We start from the raw sequence: 13917 nt of genomic DNA, 5'->3' as shown, positions 1-13917 counted from the left end.
TGGACGTTTCACCCGCACCATCTGGGGGCAGCTAGGCTGCCCCCGTTTTGTTTCCAGCCTTCTTGGTTAGTGCTGGTACCTATCCAGCATTAGTTATCAAGACGTAGCAGCGAATACGATATTGAGAAGGCTATTTGATTTTAACCATGTCTGCTGAAGGGAGCGCGGCCATGACCGACGAAGAAGCTGAAAAGCATTATTCCTCTGGCCTGCCCGGTATTCTGGGTAGCATTGACACGCTGATAAGTAAGTTTGAAGCGATAATTCTCGCTGTCGGCGTATTATTAATGGCCACCAATACCGTCGCCAATGTCATCGGACGCTTTCTGCTCGGGGAAAGCTTGTTTTTCACCGGTGAGGTCAATCGTATCCTGATCATCATGATTACCTTTGCGGGTATTGGGTATGCAGCGCGTCATGGGCGCCACATACGTATGTCTGCCATCTATGATTCTCTTCCAGTGGGAGGACGCCGTGTCTTGATGGTGATAATCGCGCTTTTCACCTCTCTGGTGATGTTTTTCCTGGCTTATTACTCTGTTCATTATATTCTCACCCTATATGACAGAGGACGCATCTTACCCGCACTTGGCTTTCCAATTTATATTATCTATATCTGGGTGCCCCTAGGCTTTTTTGTCACTGGCCTACAGTACTTGTTTACAGCCATCAAAAACCTCAGATCGCATGATGTCTATTTGTCGACCTCGGTCGTCGACGGTTACAAGGACACAGAAACGGAAGTCTGATGCAACCAAATTGCCCGGGGGAATAAAAAATGACGACAATAATGATTACCACCATGATTGCCCTACTCTTGCTGGGCTTTCCCATGATGATTCCGCTGGCTGCTGCGTCAATCATCGGCTTTTACATGATGTTTGGTGGGCTGGGTCAGATGGAAACATTGATTCAGCAGTTGATGGCCGGAATTCGGCCCGCCTCGCTGATTGCCGTGCCGATGTTTATTCTGGCGGCGGATATCATGACCCGAGGACAGTCAGCTAATCGGCTGATCAACATGGTGATGGCCTTTATCGGTCATATCAAAGGGGGGCTGGCGGTAAGCACGGCAGTGTCCTGTACCTTGTTCGGTGCTGTTTCTGGCTCTACCCAGGCCACTGTGGTTGCGGTAGGTTCTCCATTGCGTCCTCGGATGCTCAAAGCTGGCTATTCAGATTCTTTTACTCTGGCACTAATCATTAACTCCAGTGATATCGCCTTTTTGATTCCGCCAAGTATCGGCATGATTATTTATGGGATTGTGTCTGGTACTTCTATCGGTGAATTGTTTATTGCCGGCATTGGCCCTGGCCTAATGATTTTGGCCATGTTTACGGTTTACGCTGTTGTCTATGCCAGTGTCCGCGGTGTGCCCACTGAACCCAAGACCAGTTGGGGAGAGCGTTTCTCGGCGGTACGTCTGGCCTTATGGCCTCTGGGTTTCCCGGTGATCATCATCGGTGGTATCTATGGCGGTATCTTCAGCCCAACTGAGGCGGCCGCAGCCTGTGTGCTCTATGCGGTATTGCTGGAGTTTGTGGTGTTCCGTTCGTTGAAGATGAACGACATCTATGCGATTGCCAAATCAACCGGTTTGATTACGGCAGTGGTGTTTATTCTGGTGGCGGTCGGCAACGGCTTCTCCTGGATTATTTCGTTTGCCCAGATCCCTCAAGCCATTCTTGAGGCTGTGGGTATCAATGAAGCAGGGCCTACCGGCGTATTAATTGCTATCTGTATTGCCTTCTTTGTGGCCTGCATGTTTGTTGACCCTATCGTGGTGATTTTGGTACTGACACCTGTATTTACGCCAGCCATCGCGGCTACTGGCCTTGATCCGGTACTGGTGGGGATTCTGATCACGCTGCAGGTGGCGATAGGCTCGGCGACACCGCCCTTCGGGTGTGACATCTTTACTGCGATTGCGATTTTCAAACGGCCATACCTTGAAGTCATAAAGGGCACACCTCCGTTTATTTTCATGCTGATCCTGGCAGCGGCGCTGCTGATCATGTTCCCGCAGATTGCGCTGTTCCTGCGTGATATTGCCTTCCGCTAGGTTGTTAAACCGCCACAAGGAGACAGCTTGATGTTCAACCGTATACTCATCCCGGTAGACGGCTCAAAAGGTGCCTTAAAGGCCTTGGAAAAAGCGGTGGGTCTACACAGGCTGACCGGTGCCGAACTGTATTTTCTGTGTGTTTTCAAGCATCACAGCCTGTTGGAAGCGTCACTTTCCATGGTACGCCCCAACAAGCTGGATATTCCGGATGATGCCTTGAAGGAATACGCCACAGAAATTGCCGTGCATGCCAAATCCCATGCCATAGAGCTGGGTGTGGATAGCAGTCTGGTGCGTGCTTTTGTCAAGGGCGGTCGCCCTTCGCGGACGATTGTACGCTTTGCCCGCAAACGGGAGTGTGATCTGATCGTGATTGGCGCCCAAGGCACCAATGGTGAGAAGAATCTGCTGTTGGGGAGCGTTTCCCAGCGGGTTGCCGGTGCGGCACATTGCCCGACCCTGGTCGTCTAGAGGCCCCAACTTTCAGCATTGATTGTTGTCGTAGTGAACACCCGTCGTTTCAGGAAGATGCACCCTGAGGCGGCGGGTGTTACGCTTTAATAACTGTTTTTAAAATTTGTCTTAAAGACCATCTTAAAGACTATCTCAAAGGCCATCTGCAAAGACGTGCTTTAAAGATTTTCTGTAAAGATGTTTGATCAACGACCTTTTACCACTGATGTAAGGAATATCATGAAAACGTTTTTTTCGACTGCCCTGCTGAGCACCTTGCTGGTGGCACCTTTTGCCGCTGCCGCACCGGAAACCGATGAAGAGCGCCTGGCCTATAGCCTGGGTGTTACTTTGGGTGAAAGCATGCAGGCCGATATTGCCGAATTGGATGTGGATAGCCTGACAGACGGCATTCGTGATGTGTTTGAAGGCAATGAGCTGGCGTTAAGCGAAGAGGAAATGGCTCAGGCGCTGGCCAGTTTCCAGGAACAGGCAATGGCCGAACGCGAAGCGCAGGCTGGCGCCATGGCAGCAGAAAACCTGGAGGAAGGTGAAGCCTTTCTGGCCGAGAATGCCGAACGCGAGGAAGTGACGGTGACGGATTCCGGCCTGCAGTATGAAGTGCTTGAATCAGGCGATGGCGCTTCACCGGGTGCAGAGGACACGGTTGAGGTGCATTACGAAGGCATGCTGCTGGATGGCACTGTGTTTGACAGCTCCTTCGAGCGTGGCGAGCCGGTCAGTTTTGCTGCCAATCAGGTGATTGAAGGCTGGCAGGAAGCGCTGCAGCTGATGAGTGTGGGCGATACCTGGATGCTCTACATTCCTGCTGATCTTGCCTATGGTGAGCGTGGTCAGGGCCCGATTGGCCCGAATGCCGTTCTGACTTTCCGTGTCGAACTTCTTGATGTCGAGTAACCCTGCATGTTGAAGACCACCGGTCATCGTCACTCCGCAGGAGCACGGCTGCTGTTGGGCGCTGTACTCGTATACGCCTTGCCTGCCATTGCTCAAGAAGAGGATGCTCCGCCGGGCACATTGCCGTCGCTGGGTGCTGCTGAAACGGGTGCTAGCGTGGTTGGCGTGTCGTCTGGTGGTTATATGGCACTGCAGCTGGCGGTGGCCTGGCCCGAGCGGTTTGCCGGGGTGGGCGTATTGGCCGCGGGGCCCTGGAGCTGTTCCCAGGGTTCGCTCAGCCTGGCGCTTAACCAGTGCATGATGACGCGCCGAGGGGCGCCATCAATTGAGGCGCTGAACACCCGTTGGGCCAATTACCGCGAGCAGGATCAGGTCGGTAGCGAAAGCGCCCGCAGTGCTCTACGGGCTTATGTCTGGCATGGTGAAAATGATGCGGTAGTGGAACCGGTATTAGGTGATCTGCTGGCCGAGCAGCTGCAACAGTGGCTGGCCAGCGATGATCAGCTGAAGGTGGCGCGCAGCGCCCAGACCGGGCACGGCTGGCCGGTATCCTTGGCGGGCAACACGCAGCTCTCTCAGCCGCTGGGTAATTGTCAGTCAGGTGGTGGCAGCCATTTGCTGGCCTGTGATGAAGATATTGCCGCCGATATGCTCGACTGGCTGCATCCCGACTCAGCGCCCGCTGCAACGTCTTCTGCTGAGGGTGAGTTGATCCGCTTTGACCAGAGCGATTTCGATGCCAAAGGGCTGGCAGATAACGGCTATGTCTACCAGCCGGAAGGCTGTGACGATGGGAGCTGTGAAGTCACCATTGCCCTGCATGGCTGCCAGATGAATGCCGAGCAGATCGGCGAAACCTTTGTGCAGGGAACCGGCCTGAATGAATGGGCTGACCAGCACCGCCGGATTGTTCTCTACCCACAGGCCGAAAGCACCCTGGCGAATCCGCAGGGCTGCTGGGACTGGTGGGGCTTTGCGGAAAGCAGTTGGCAGCTTAACCCTCTGCATGATACCCGCCAGGGGACTCAGGTCAGCGCTTTGATGGCAATGCTGACCCGTCTGCAGTCATCCAGTGGTGCTGATGACAATGAATGACTTAACTATCAAGCGCGGTTCTTAACGCGGTTACCAGCCCTTCCGGGCTGGATGAATACAGTACGCGCTCAAGGATGTTGCCTTCACGGTCGACCACATAAAGCGATGAGCTGTGGTCGATGGTGTAGCCCATCGCCGAGTTTTCGGCTTCAACCCGCCGCCAGATCACACCATAGCGGCTGGCCAGTTCTTCAAGCTGTTGCTGTGTGCCGGTGGCGCCGATAAAGCGTTCACCGAAAAAGCCAGTGTACTCCGCCAGCCGCTCCAGGCTGTCGCGCTCCGGGTCGACAGAGATCATCAGCGGTACAATACGATCGCGCTGCTGTGGGGTCAGCTCAGCCAGAGCCTGTTTTTTGACGGCCTGGTTCATCGGGCACACATCCGGACAATAGGTGTAGCCAAAGCTAACAATGGCAACCTGATTGTCGTCCAGCTGGGTCAGGGAAAAATCGCCACGGGTAGACGCCAGTTCAATGGGGCCGCCGGGTAGCCCGCTGGTCGGCTGCTGATTCTGGCTGGAAAAGTAGTGGTTGAGTGCGAAGGCACCGGCAGCAGTGACAAGAAGTGCGAGCAGGCCAAGAGTGACTAGAAGTGTGAAGCGGCGAGAAACAAGGGATGGCATAGGATCAGCTCCGGATAACATCAAAATCGAACCAGGTGCCGAGTCGGCCATCAGGGGTATCGACAATCACGCGGGCACGCCACGGCATGACAGATAATGTACACACACTCAATTGCCCCTGGCCGTGAAAGTCGCCATTCTGGGTGGCAGATAATGGAAAGCGGTTAATACCCATGTCCATGTTACGGCCGATAAAATCGACTTCAGCAGCGCTAACGTCTATCCCCTGAGTAGTAACGGTCAAAGGCAGAATTTCCAGTGACTCGATGCGTCCGTCGGCATCTACCGTCAGCGTGAGCGAGCCCTTGTCTCCCAGTTTGGCTGAGCAGGTCTCGGTGTGCAGATCGCAGGTGTCGGAGGGCGGATACCAGGTAACGTCGCCATCGCTGCGTAACCAGTAAGAAAAACCGTACCAGCTGAGGGCCGCCAAGGCGATACCGGTGACCAGGATAAGCACCTGGAGCACTGGAAAGCGTCCAGCACGAGCTTGGGTGGAAGTGTTCATGACAGAACCATGGTGATGTAAGCCGGAAACAAGTGGTTGGCCTGCATAAATGGCACACAATGCACAGCCATCACGAAAAGGGTTGTCTTGAATAAAGATAGTAACAGCAATCGGCACGATATCACTGTGCTGGGATGTCGCAGGTTAGGAGAGAGTCATGGAAGAGGGTGGAAGTATTGTCGGGGCACTGGGGCCCCTGTTTCTTCTCATCTTGCTGGGTGCCTTGTTTGGCTACCGGCGCTGGCCAGGCGTTGACTTCTGGCCACAGTTGGAAAAGGTGATCTACTTCGTCCTGTTTCCTGCCATGCTGGTTAGCACCCTGGCTACTGCTGATGTGGCCTCAGTACCGATTGGCCGCTTGGCACTCACCCTGCTAGGCACCTTGAGCGTGTTGGCGCTACTGCTGTGGGCCATGCGCGGTTGGTTACACCTGGATGCAGCGGCATTTACCTCGGTATTTCAAGGTGCCCTGCGCTTCAACACCTATGTGGGGGTGGCGGGGGCTGCGGCCCTGCACGGCAGTGCCGGTGCGACCACGGCAGCGGTGGCAGTCGCCTTGATGGTGCCGGTGATCAACGTCATGTGCGTGGCCAGCTTTGTAGCGGCAGGCACGCTGGGCAAGGCCAGCATGCGCAAGAGTATTGCTGCCCTGGCACAAAACCCTTTGATCCTGGCTTGCCTGGTGGGAATCGGGTTGAATCTCAGCGGCATCGGCCTGCCTGGCTGGAGCCAGGACACGGTGACGCTCTTGGGGCGAGCAGCTCTGCCCCTGGGCCTGGTGGCCGTCGGTGTGGCGCTGCGCCCAGCAGCATTGTTGCGCCTGGATAGAGGCGTAGTGGTCAGCAATAGTGTCAAGCTGTTGCTGTTACCGGCACTGGTGCTTGCCATGGCCTGGCTGCTTGGGCTGGATCACGTTACTCGTGATGTTGCCTTACTTTTCGCGGCACTGCCCACGGCCACATCTGCCTATATTCTGGCGCGCCAGCTGGGAGGAGATGGTGAACTGATGGCAGCCATCATTACCGGGCAGACGCTACTGGCAATGCTGACGTTGCCACTATGGCTCCAGCTGTTAATGGGCTAAGGGCTGACGAATCTCCACGAGTTTAGCGCTATGCGTCGCATAATGCCTGATCATGGGTTTCTTCTCTCAGGCTCGCCTGCAGCGACTCAAAGATCGGCAATGAACGCCCGGCAAAGGGGATAACAGCACACAGCAAAAATTATCTCATTCGGTTGAATCAATAATGAATTTTAAAGATTTTATACATCCTTAGCATTGTGCTGGCGTCTTACATCCTCGTCGCGAGCATGTTTTATAAACTCTCCAAGCGCATGAAAGCATCTTTCCAAGGCAGGCGGCTACCTGCATCCCGCATGGCTTGATAAGCCTTTTTGGCAATATCCTTACGGATCAGGTCTTGTTCTACCATCTGTTCTACAAGCCATATTGTACCTTTAACAATAACTGCCTCTTTCCTGGCTGCCTTGCGCAGATCTCCATCACCGGTAAGTAGTGGGCATCCTTCCTGCTTGGCCAAGGCCAGGGAAAAGCAGTCATATCGGCTTGGTCCGGCATAAGCGTGTGTCATACGCATTGCGTCCATCATGCTGGCCGACGTCAATGCTGCTTGGCGAAGACCAAGGTTGAGCAGGTGAGAGTGCTGATGAGAAAGTTCATCGGCAAAAAGCATATCAGAGACTTTGAACTCGAAGGGAAGTTGGAACATAAACTCCAAAAGCCCGCTTGCTTCCATATCAATCAGTACATTTGCATCACTGATAAGCACCTGCATCTAGGCTAACGCTCCTTCCATCATCTTATCTTGACGGAACTGAGCGACTGGCATCTTCAGCAGCTCTGCAGCTTTGGAATCGGATATCAGGCCTTCACCTGCGCCACGATAAACCAGTTGTTCAAAAAGCAGGGTCTGCTCTTTTGGGTAAGCTTGACCAGGCTCCTCTTTTCGCCAGCCATTGGTTGAAAACTGAATGAAAAGGGATTTGTACTTCTGCGGAGTCAGGATGCCCACATCTCGAGAGCGGTAGAGAATACTGGCCATGCTCAGACCGTATTCGTGCTTGAGCAAATACATCTCTTTCCAGTCGATGTTATGGCGTTGGGCTCCAAGGTGCTCAATGGCACCGTCGCGAGGAAGCAAAAAAGCAGAAGCGAAACGGTTACAAGCCTGCTCTTCATTGATATTGCTTGGCAATATGCCATGTAGTAGCAGGTGCCCCAGTTCGTGCGCGAGGGTGAAGCGCTGCCTGCAGCCTGGCCAGTGGCTCGATATCACTATGACGGGCTGCTTTTCTACACTAGCCTGCATGCCATCAACCTTATCTGCCTGATCTGACTCGGTCACAATCACCAGAATTCCTTTGGATTCGAGTAGATCGATCATGTCTGGCAAAGGATTTAAGCCAAGCTGCCAGGCTCTGCGCATAGCAACGCTGAAGGCCTCTAGGTCTTCCAAGGCCGATACACTAGGCAAGTTGGATGGACGCTCAAAGCCCGGGATTGGAAAGTCAGGCCACAGATTCTTCAACTCAAACCAACGTTCGGCCTGATCCAGAACGTCCGCAGCGATCTTGTCCAGCACCTTTTGCGGAGTGCTAGCTTTTTTGCGGTACTCAATACCTGAAAGTTTAACAGTGACAGGGCGAAAGAAGAACTCGGTACGGACATCCAGGGCCTCAGCCATTTTGATCAGTACAGAGGACGAGGGCATGTTGTCGTCATGCTCGTACTTCTTGATCATGTTAGCACTGACACCGGCAGCTTTTCCTAACTTAGCCATAGATAGGCCAGCCGCGCTGCGGGCTCGCTTCAGACGCTCGCCGATCATACTGACCTCCGGTTTATGAATTTATAAATATATCATATACTGTAAACCATAATTGCATGTTGAGGTAGGGGAAACCATGGAGCATCAGCACTTTTACTTGGCATTGAATACTTTGCATTAAACCTCTTGTTGTAGCTCCTCCAGCTTGCCAATCAGCATCGTTATGTTTGTGGTGTCCCCCTTTTGAGTCGTCGCATCATCGCTATATTGGCCTGCATCGCGATCAGCAGAAGGATCTCGAGACGCCTGCCCTGACGCGATTGATGCATACCAAAGCCCAGCCCGAACAGGAGGGCTTTTCATCAGCCACCAGCCAATAAAACAAGGGGCGCTCCTCGTGCAAATGGTGGATGCCCAATAGCCGATTGACGTGCTTGATGGTACGTCGAGGGGCCACAGGTCCTGGCACAGCACGCCCAAGCGCTGTTAACCCCAATCAACGATCCGTCAGCAAGGCACCCACCGTATCCAGAAGTGCTTGAAGACGTTTGCACGCCGGCTCATGCAGGCTCATTTAACATTACTTCTTGATTTTATTTAAATATTTGTAAGGATTCTTAAGGGCTAAGGGTACTCTGAAAGAAAGTAAATAAAAAAGATTCGTATTAATGTTGACGCGGTAAATGAGAATGATTATATTGTGAATGTCAGCGTTTGATGAGTCGCTGACACCATGACATCCACTAGGTAACGTATCATCACCTTATTACCTGTCGTGGTTTCTCCCTCTCATTGCTAGTCACGGTCTTTTTGCCGCCTCTATTGGGGCGGCTTTCTTTTTTCTATACTTTCCCTCTCTTATTCGATTCAGCCTTGCCTAGTGTACGGGTGGCAGGGCACTCTGGTTGACGACATCAACGACGGTGGAGAGAACCTTATGCGTATTGCGGTATTCAGCGCCAAACCTTACGACGAGACATTTCTGAAGCGTGCCAATGCCACCAGAAATCACGATCTGAACTTTTTTGATGCCCGATTGAATGTCGACACTGCGGCGCTGGCGCAAGGCTTTGATGGCGTATGTGCTTTCGTTAACGACCATCTGGACGCTGACGTGCTCTCACTCCTGCATGAAGGGGGAACGCGCCTGGTGGCGTTACGTTCGGCGGGCTTCAACCACGTTGACCTGATGGCAGCAGAGCGTCTTGGCATTACTGTCGCTCGGGTGCCTGCCTATTCGCCCCACGCGGTGGCAGAGCATGCTGTGGCGCTGATTCTGAGCCTCAACCGGATGACCTTCAGAGCTCACAGCCGGGTGCGCGATGGTAACTTTTCACTCGATGGCTTATTGGGCTTTGACCTGTACGGCAAAACCGTGGGGGTCGTGGGTACTGGGCAAATCGGGCTGATTTTTGCCGATATCATGCACGGTTTTGGTTGCCGTATTCTGGCGAGTGACCCGTTCATAAACCCGGATGCCAAGGACTTTGTGGAATACGTACCGCTGGAAACCCTCTACGCCGAAGCGGATATCATCTCGCTACATTGCCCGCTGACCCCTGAAACCGACCATCTGATTGATGGCGAAGCAATTGCGCGGATGAAACCCGGTGTGATGCTGATCAATACCGGACGTGGGCGAGTGGTGGACACTCAAGCGGTGATTGGGGGGTTGAAAAGCGGCCATATTGGCTATCTGGGCCTTGATGTGTATGAAGAGGAAGAGCAGTTGTTTTTCGAAGATCTGTCCTACAAAGTGATCGACGATGATCAGTTCATGCGTTTGACCACCTTTCATAATGTGCTGATTACCGGGCATCAGGCCTTTTTCACCGACGAGGCGCTGACCAATATTGCGGAAACCACCCTGAACAATATTGACGCCTTCGAAAACGGCAGCGGCGAGATGCACAGGGTGGTGATTGAGCAATCCTGATGCTGAAGGTTGGCCAGTTTCAGCAGGTTTAATCTTCCCGGCGGTAAATCAGATCCCAGACGCCGTGGCCGAGCTTTTCACCGCGGGCTTCAAACTTGGTGAGCGGGCGAAACGTTGGGCGCGGCACATAAGGCGCGGTCTCCTGGCTGGCGGTATTGGCATAGCCGGGAGCGGCCTGCATCACCTCAGCCATCCATTCGGCGTAGGCTTCCCAGTCGGTGGCCATATGGAAGGTGCCGCCGGGCTTTAGGCGGGTGCGAATCAGCTCAACAAAGGCAGGTTGCACAATCCGCCGTTTGTGGTGCTTTTTCTTCGGCCAGGGGTCGGGGAAGAACAGTTGCACCGTGGTCAGGCTGGCCTCGGGAATACACTGCTCCAGCACCGCCAGGGCATCTTCCCGATAAACGCGCAGGTTGGTCAGCCCGCGTTTATCAGCTTCATCCAGCAGTTTACCCACCCCGGGCGCGTGGACTTCTATGCCAATAAAATCGGTGTCAGGATGGCGTTCGACCTGCTCGATCAGCGAATTGCCCATGCCAAAGCCAATTTCGACCACCCTGGGGGCCTGGCGCCCGAACAGGGCATCCAGATCCTGGCGTCCATCAGCAATCGTCAGCCCCAGGCGCGGCCAGACAACCTCGAGACCACGGGTCTGAGCCGGTGTCATGCGGCCAGCGCGAATCACATAGCTTTTGATGCCACGACGGTGCAGCGGCGCATCAGCGTCTTCCGGGCCTGTGGTGGTATCAGCGGAGTGTTGGGAGTCAGTCATCAGTGTCTCTTGAGTCAAGCGTTCAGCTATTGATACGCCCAGCAAAGGGGGAAGAAGGGTCGGCGCTTTGGCGACGTGGCATACGCCCTGCCAAAAAGGCATCGCGGCCTGCCTCAACGGCCAGCTTCATGGCGCGAGCCATGCGTAAAGGATCACGGGCATGAGCAATGGCGGTATTCAGCAGCACGCCATCGCAGCCAAGCTCCATGGCCATGGCCGCATCCGACGCCGTGCCGATACCGGCATCCACCAGGACGGGGACGCTGCTTTGCTCGACAATCAGGCGCACGTTATGGGGGTTCTGGATGCCATGGCCCGAGCCAATCAGCGAGCCCAGCGGCATGATGGCGCAGCAACCCATGGCCTCCAGCTCGCGTGCCACAATAGGGTCATCGCTGGTGTACACCATGACATCAAAACCATCGGCTAAAAGTGTCTCTGCGGCTTTCAGTGTCTCAACCACATTAGGGTAGAGCGTATGATCGTCACCCAGCACCTCAAGCTTGACCAGGTTATGGCCATCCAGCAGCTCGCGCGCCAGGCGGCAGGTGCGCACGGCATCCTTGGCGGTATAGCAGCCGGCAGTGTTGGGCAACAGGGTGTAGTGCTGGGGTGACACGGCATCCAGCAGGTTGGGCGCCTCTGCGTCCTGACCCAAGTTGGTGCGGCGCACGGCAAAGGTCACCACGTCCGCGCCGCTTTCGGCAATGGCGGCGCCGGTTTCGTCAAAATCCTTGTATTTGCCGGTGCCCACCAGCAGGCGGGAGCTGAATTCGCGCCCGGCAACGGTCAAGGGAGTGTCAGTCAATGGCGTCATAGCGGTTCCTTGTGAAAGCAAAAACGTAAGGCGGCTAACCGCCACCGATGGCGTGAACAATCTCCACCTGATCGCCCTCGGCCAATGGCGTCTGGGCATGCTGGCTTTTAGGGACGATTTCTTCGTTGATTTCGACGGCAATGCGTCGCCCTGTCAGGCCAAGCTGTTCAATCAATTGGTCAAGGTGCGTGCCTGCTTCCAGAGGATGAGGGTCGCCATTCAGGCGGATATGGATCATTGTCATGGAGAGCCTGCTTGCCAGCTAGTGAGTATCAAGGGAAAGCCTAAAAGGGTTTATTGTAACGGTTTAGCCGATGTCAGGCAGCCTTAAAAGCGGGTATAAAACCGCCAACCCCTCACATCAGACAACAGGAGAACGCAGTATGCAGCCAATCAATCGCTGGGCCTGGTGCGGTGTGGCGCTTTCAGGCGCGTTGATGGTCGTACTCGGCGCCTACGCCGCTCACGGCCTGAGTGCCAGGGTCAGCGCTGAGCTGGTCAGCGCCGTGGAAACCGGGGTGCGCTACCAAGCCTGGCACACCCTGGCCATCATGGTCGTGCTGGTATGGCGCCATGTGCAGCCGATGGCCGGCCAGCGCTGGGTGATGGCGCTGTGGGCGCTAGGCATGCTGTGTTTCTCCGGCTCGCTGTACCTGATGGCACTGGCGGGGTTGAGCCTTGGTATCGTCACGCCGATTGGTGGTGTGTTCCTGATCAGCGGCTGGTTAACGCTGGGCGTGGTGGCGCTTGCCGGGGGGCGGAAAGTTATTTAACCTCTTTTTGGGGTACCGTGCCGACCGGGTGATATCTGCCCATTGGAGTGCACGCAAGGCGGCTAGGGCCAGTAACAGCATAGATCATTAAAAGAATAGGTTATAAACAGCATAAGCAAGAAATAGCAAAGACAGGTAATGGCAGGGTAACGCTGAACAGGTGAGTGCGTGGACAAGTTCGAAGTCAAGCTGGATCAGGCAGCCCGAGCAGCCTGGATGTCCTATATAGGCGGCATCACTCAGGATGAGATCGCCCAGCAACTGGGCGTATCCAGGCCAGGGGTGCAACGTCTGTTGGCGCTGGCGCGTCAGGAAGGGCTGGTCAAGGTGCATATTGACCACCCGATCGCCGCCTATATGGCCATGGGCGACGCGATTCGCGAGTATTTTGACCTTGATTTCTGCGATGTGGTGCCCGCCGAGTCAGAGGTTCCGGACGGTGCAGCCCATTACTTGGCGGTGGCCGGTGCCGAGCGCATTGCCCGCCTGGTGGAACGCCAGAAGCCGTTGACTCTGGCGTTGGGCACCGGGCGAGCGGTGCGGGCGACCGTGGAGGCGCTTAGCCGGGTTGAACGCCCGCAACACCGGTTTGTTTCCCTGGTGGGGAACGTGGCCCGAGATGGTTCGTCCAACCGCTATGATGGCGTTATGGTGCTGGCCGACAAGACGGGCGGGGAGCGCTTTTTGCTGCCAGCGCCCGTGGTGGCGAGCTCGGTTGAAGAAAAGACATCAATGCAGGAGCAACGCCTTTTTCAGGCGATTTTCGAGGTGGCCCGTGAAGCCGAAGCGGGATTTATCGGGATTGGCAAGATTGATCGTCAGGCAACACTATTTCAGGATCATTTCATCAGTGAAAGAGAGCTGGAGGAGCTGATTGCGCTGGACGCGGTAGGGGAGTTGCTCGGTTGGCCCTTGAACGCCAGCGGTCAGGTCATTGATTGCACGGTCACCCAACGGGTAACCAGTCAACCCCTGAGTAACCTGGTTCAGCAGTCGCTTGTCGCGCTTAGCGCCGGGCTTGAAAAAGCCCCTGCCATCCTGGCAGCCTTGCGTGGCGGCTGGATCAAGGGCCTGGTGACCGATGAGGTGGCCGCACGCTACATCATTGAGCGCGCGGTGGATTAATCCTGCTTTTCATAATTTTTTTCATACTCTCCTCACCTCTCACCTCT

At 54.8% G+C, this 13917-nt stretch carries 16 protein-coding genes; 9 read left to right on the top strand and 7 right to left on the bottom strand.

All coding sequences use genetic code 11. The annotated features are described in order from the left end of the window. Nucleotides 1-170 precede the first annotated feature (170 nt). The 5 genes from OR573_16030 (at nucleotide 171) to OR573_16010 (ending at nucleotide 4531) form a co-directional block, all read left to right on the top strand. Nucleotides 171-749: a TRAP transporter small permease gene (locus OR573_16030; protein XGA79961.1), complete on the top strand. Its 579-nt coding sequence runs from the start codon at nucleotides 171-173 to the stop codon at nucleotides 747-749. 29 nt (nucleotides 750-778) lie between these two features. Continuing rightward, nucleotides 779-2062 (top strand): TRAP transporter large permease, encoded by a 1284-nt coding sequence (locus OR573_16025; GenBank protein XGA79960.1) that lies wholly within the window; start codon nucleotides 779-781, stop codon nucleotides 2060-2062. A gap of 30 nt (nucleotides 2063-2092) precedes the next feature. After that, nucleotides 2093-2536 (top strand): universal stress protein, encoded by a 444-nt coding sequence (locus OR573_16020; GenBank protein ID XGA79959.1) that lies wholly within the window; start codon nucleotides 2093-2095, stop codon nucleotides 2534-2536. Between the two features lie 222 nt (nucleotides 2537-2758). After that, complete coding sequence (locus OR573_16015) at nucleotides 2759-3436, top strand: FKBP-type peptidyl-prolyl cis-trans isomerase (protein ID XGA79958.1); 678 nt, start codon at nucleotides 2759-2761, stop codon at nucleotides 3434-3436. A 6-nt stretch (nucleotides 3437-3442) separates the two neighbouring features. Beyond that, a complete protein-coding gene (locus tag OR573_16010; GenBank protein XGA79957.1) occupies nucleotides 3443-4531 on the top strand; it encodes an alpha/beta hydrolase-fold protein in 1089 nt (362 codons plus the stop codon). Nucleotide 4532: 1 nt separating this feature from the next. Here OR573_16010 and OR573_16005 read toward each other — a convergent pair whose 3' ends face one another. Then, entirely contained in the window at nucleotides 4533-5153 is a 621-nt protein-coding gene (locus OR573_16005) for an SCO family protein (protein XGA79956.1), read from the bottom strand. Between the two features lie 4 nt (nucleotides 5154-5157). Continuing rightward, nucleotides 5158-5658, bottom strand: coding sequence for a hypothetical protein (locus tag OR573_16000; GenBank protein ID XGA79955.1), 501 nt, complete (start codon nucleotides 5656-5658; stop codon nucleotides 5158-5160). 157 nt (nucleotides 5659-5815) lie between these two features. Between OR573_16000 and OR573_15995 the strand changes: the two genes are divergently transcribed. Then, on the top strand, nucleotides 5816-6742 hold the full coding sequence (locus OR573_15995) for an AEC family transporter (GenBank protein XGA79954.1): 927 nt from the start codon (nucleotides 5816-5818) through the stop codon (nucleotides 6740-6742). A 232-nt stretch (nucleotides 6743-6974) separates the two neighbouring features. Here the strand turns inward: OR573_15995 and OR573_15990 are convergent, their stop codons facing one another. Beyond that, nucleotides 6975-7454 (bottom strand): PIN domain-containing protein, encoded by a 480-nt coding sequence (locus OR573_15990; protein ID XGA79953.1) that lies wholly within the window; start codon nucleotides 7452-7454, stop codon nucleotides 6975-6977. Continuing rightward, nucleotides 7455-8507 (bottom strand): XRE family transcriptional regulator, encoded by a 1053-nt coding sequence (locus OR573_15985; GenBank protein XGA79952.1) that lies wholly within the window; start codon nucleotides 8505-8507, stop codon nucleotides 7455-7457. Between the two features lie 877 nt (nucleotides 8508-9384). On the opposite strand from OR573_15985, the gene OR573_15980 reads away from it, so the two are divergent. Beyond that, entirely contained in the window at nucleotides 9385-10383 is a 999-nt protein-coding gene (locus tag OR573_15980; protein ID XGA79951.1) for a 2-hydroxyacid dehydrogenase, read from the top strand. Between the two features lie 28 nt (nucleotides 10384-10411). On the opposite strand, the gene trmB is transcribed toward OR573_15980, so the two are convergent. The 3 genes from trmB to thiS are packed head-to-tail and all read right to left on the bottom strand — an operon-like array spanning nucleotide 10412 to nucleotide 12210. Further along, on the bottom strand, nucleotides 10412-11155 hold the full coding sequence (gene trmB / locus OR573_15975) for a tRNA (guanosine(46)-N7)-methyltransferase TrmB (protein ID XGA79950.1): 744 nt from the start codon (nucleotides 11153-11155) through the stop codon (nucleotides 10412-10414). 22 nt (nucleotides 11156-11177) lie between these two features. Continuing rightward, nucleotides 11178-11972 (bottom strand): thiazole synthase, encoded by a 795-nt coding sequence (locus tag OR573_15970; GenBank protein ID XGA79949.1) that lies wholly within the window; start codon nucleotides 11970-11972, stop codon nucleotides 11178-11180. Between the two features lie 34 nt (nucleotides 11973-12006). Then, nucleotides 12007-12210 carry a sulfur carrier protein ThiS gene (gene thiS, locus OR573_15965; protein ID XGA81773.1) on the bottom strand — a complete coding sequence of 68 codons (204 nt, stop codon included), beginning with the start codon at nucleotides 12208-12210 and terminating at the stop codon, nucleotides 12007-12009. A 145-nt stretch (nucleotides 12211-12355) separates the two neighbouring features. Between thiS and OR573_15960 the strand changes: the two genes are divergently transcribed. After that, on the top strand, nucleotides 12356-12745 hold the full coding sequence (locus OR573_15960; protein ID XGA79948.1) for a DUF423 domain-containing protein: 390 nt from the start codon (nucleotides 12356-12358) through the stop codon (nucleotides 12743-12745). Nucleotides 12746-12913: 168 nt separating this feature from the next. Next, complete coding sequence (locus OR573_15955; GenBank protein ID XGA79947.1) at nucleotides 12914-13870, top strand: sugar-binding transcriptional regulator; 957 nt, start codon at nucleotides 12914-12916, stop codon at nucleotides 13868-13870. The last annotated feature ends 47 nt before the right edge of the window (nucleotides 13871-13917 follow it).

Origin of the sequence: Halomonas sp. CH40 (assembly GCA_041875495.1) — a bacterium.
GTDB lineage: Bacteria > Pseudomonadota > Gammaproteobacteria > Pseudomonadales > Halomonadaceae > Vreelandella.
Note: the sequence above shows the minus strand (reverse complement) of the source record. Positions and strands in the feature narration are given on the sequence as shown.

Bases quoted from the DNA above. Each gene is read 5' to 3' on its own strand.
- OR573_16030 (XGA79961.1), top strand. From the start codon at position 171: ATGACCGACGAAGAAGCTGAAAAGCATTATTCCTCTGGCCTGCCCGGT.
- OR573_16025 (XGA79960.1), top strand. From the start codon at position 779: ATGACGACAATAATGATTACCACCATGATTGCCCTACTCTTGCTGGGC.
- OR573_16020 (XGA79959.1), top strand. From the start codon at position 2,093: ATGTTCAACCGTATACTCATCCCGGTAGACGGCTCAAAAGGTGCCTTA.
- OR573_16015 (XGA79958.1), top strand. From the start codon at position 2,759: ATGAAAACGTTTTTTTCGACTGCCCTGCTGAGCACCTTGCTGGTGGCA.
- OR573_16010 (XGA79957.1), top strand. From the start codon at position 3,443: ATGTTGAAGACCACCGGTCATCGTCACTCCGCAGGAGCACGGCTGCTG.
- OR573_16005 (XGA79956.1), bottom strand. From the start codon at position 5,153: ATGCCATCCCTTGTTTCTCGCCGCTTCACACTTCTAGTCACTCTTGGC.
- OR573_16000 (XGA79955.1), bottom strand. From the start codon at position 5,658: ATGAACACTTCCACCCAAGCTCGTGCTGGACGCTTTCCAGTGCTCCAG.
- OR573_15995 (XGA79954.1), top strand. From the start codon at position 5,816: ATGGAAGAGGGTGGAAGTATTGTCGGGGCACTGGGGCCCCTGTTTCTT.
- OR573_15990 (XGA79953.1), bottom strand. From the start codon at position 7,454: ATGCAGGTGCTTATCAGTGATGCAAATGTACTGATTGATATGGAAGCA.
- OR573_15985 (XGA79952.1), bottom strand. From the start codon at position 8,507: ATGATCGGCGAGCGTCTGAAGCGAGCCCGCAGCGCGGCTGGCCTATCT.
- OR573_15980 (XGA79951.1), top strand. From the start codon at position 9,385: ATGCGTATTGCGGTATTCAGCGCCAAACCTTACGACGAGACATTTCTG.
- trmB (XGA79950.1), bottom strand. From the start codon at position 11,155: ATGACTGACTCCCAACACTCCGCTGATACCACCACAGGCCCGGAAGAC.
- OR573_15970 (XGA79949.1), bottom strand. From the start codon at position 11,972: ATGACGCCATTGACTGACACTCCCTTGACCGTTGCCGGGCGCGAATTC.
- thiS (XGA81773.1), bottom strand. From the start codon at position 12,210: ATGATCCATATCCGCCTGAATGGCGACCCTCATCCTCTGGAAGCAGGC.
- OR573_15960 (XGA79948.1), top strand. From the start codon at position 12,356: ATGCAGCCAATCAATCGCTGGGCCTGGTGCGGTGTGGCGCTTTCAGGC.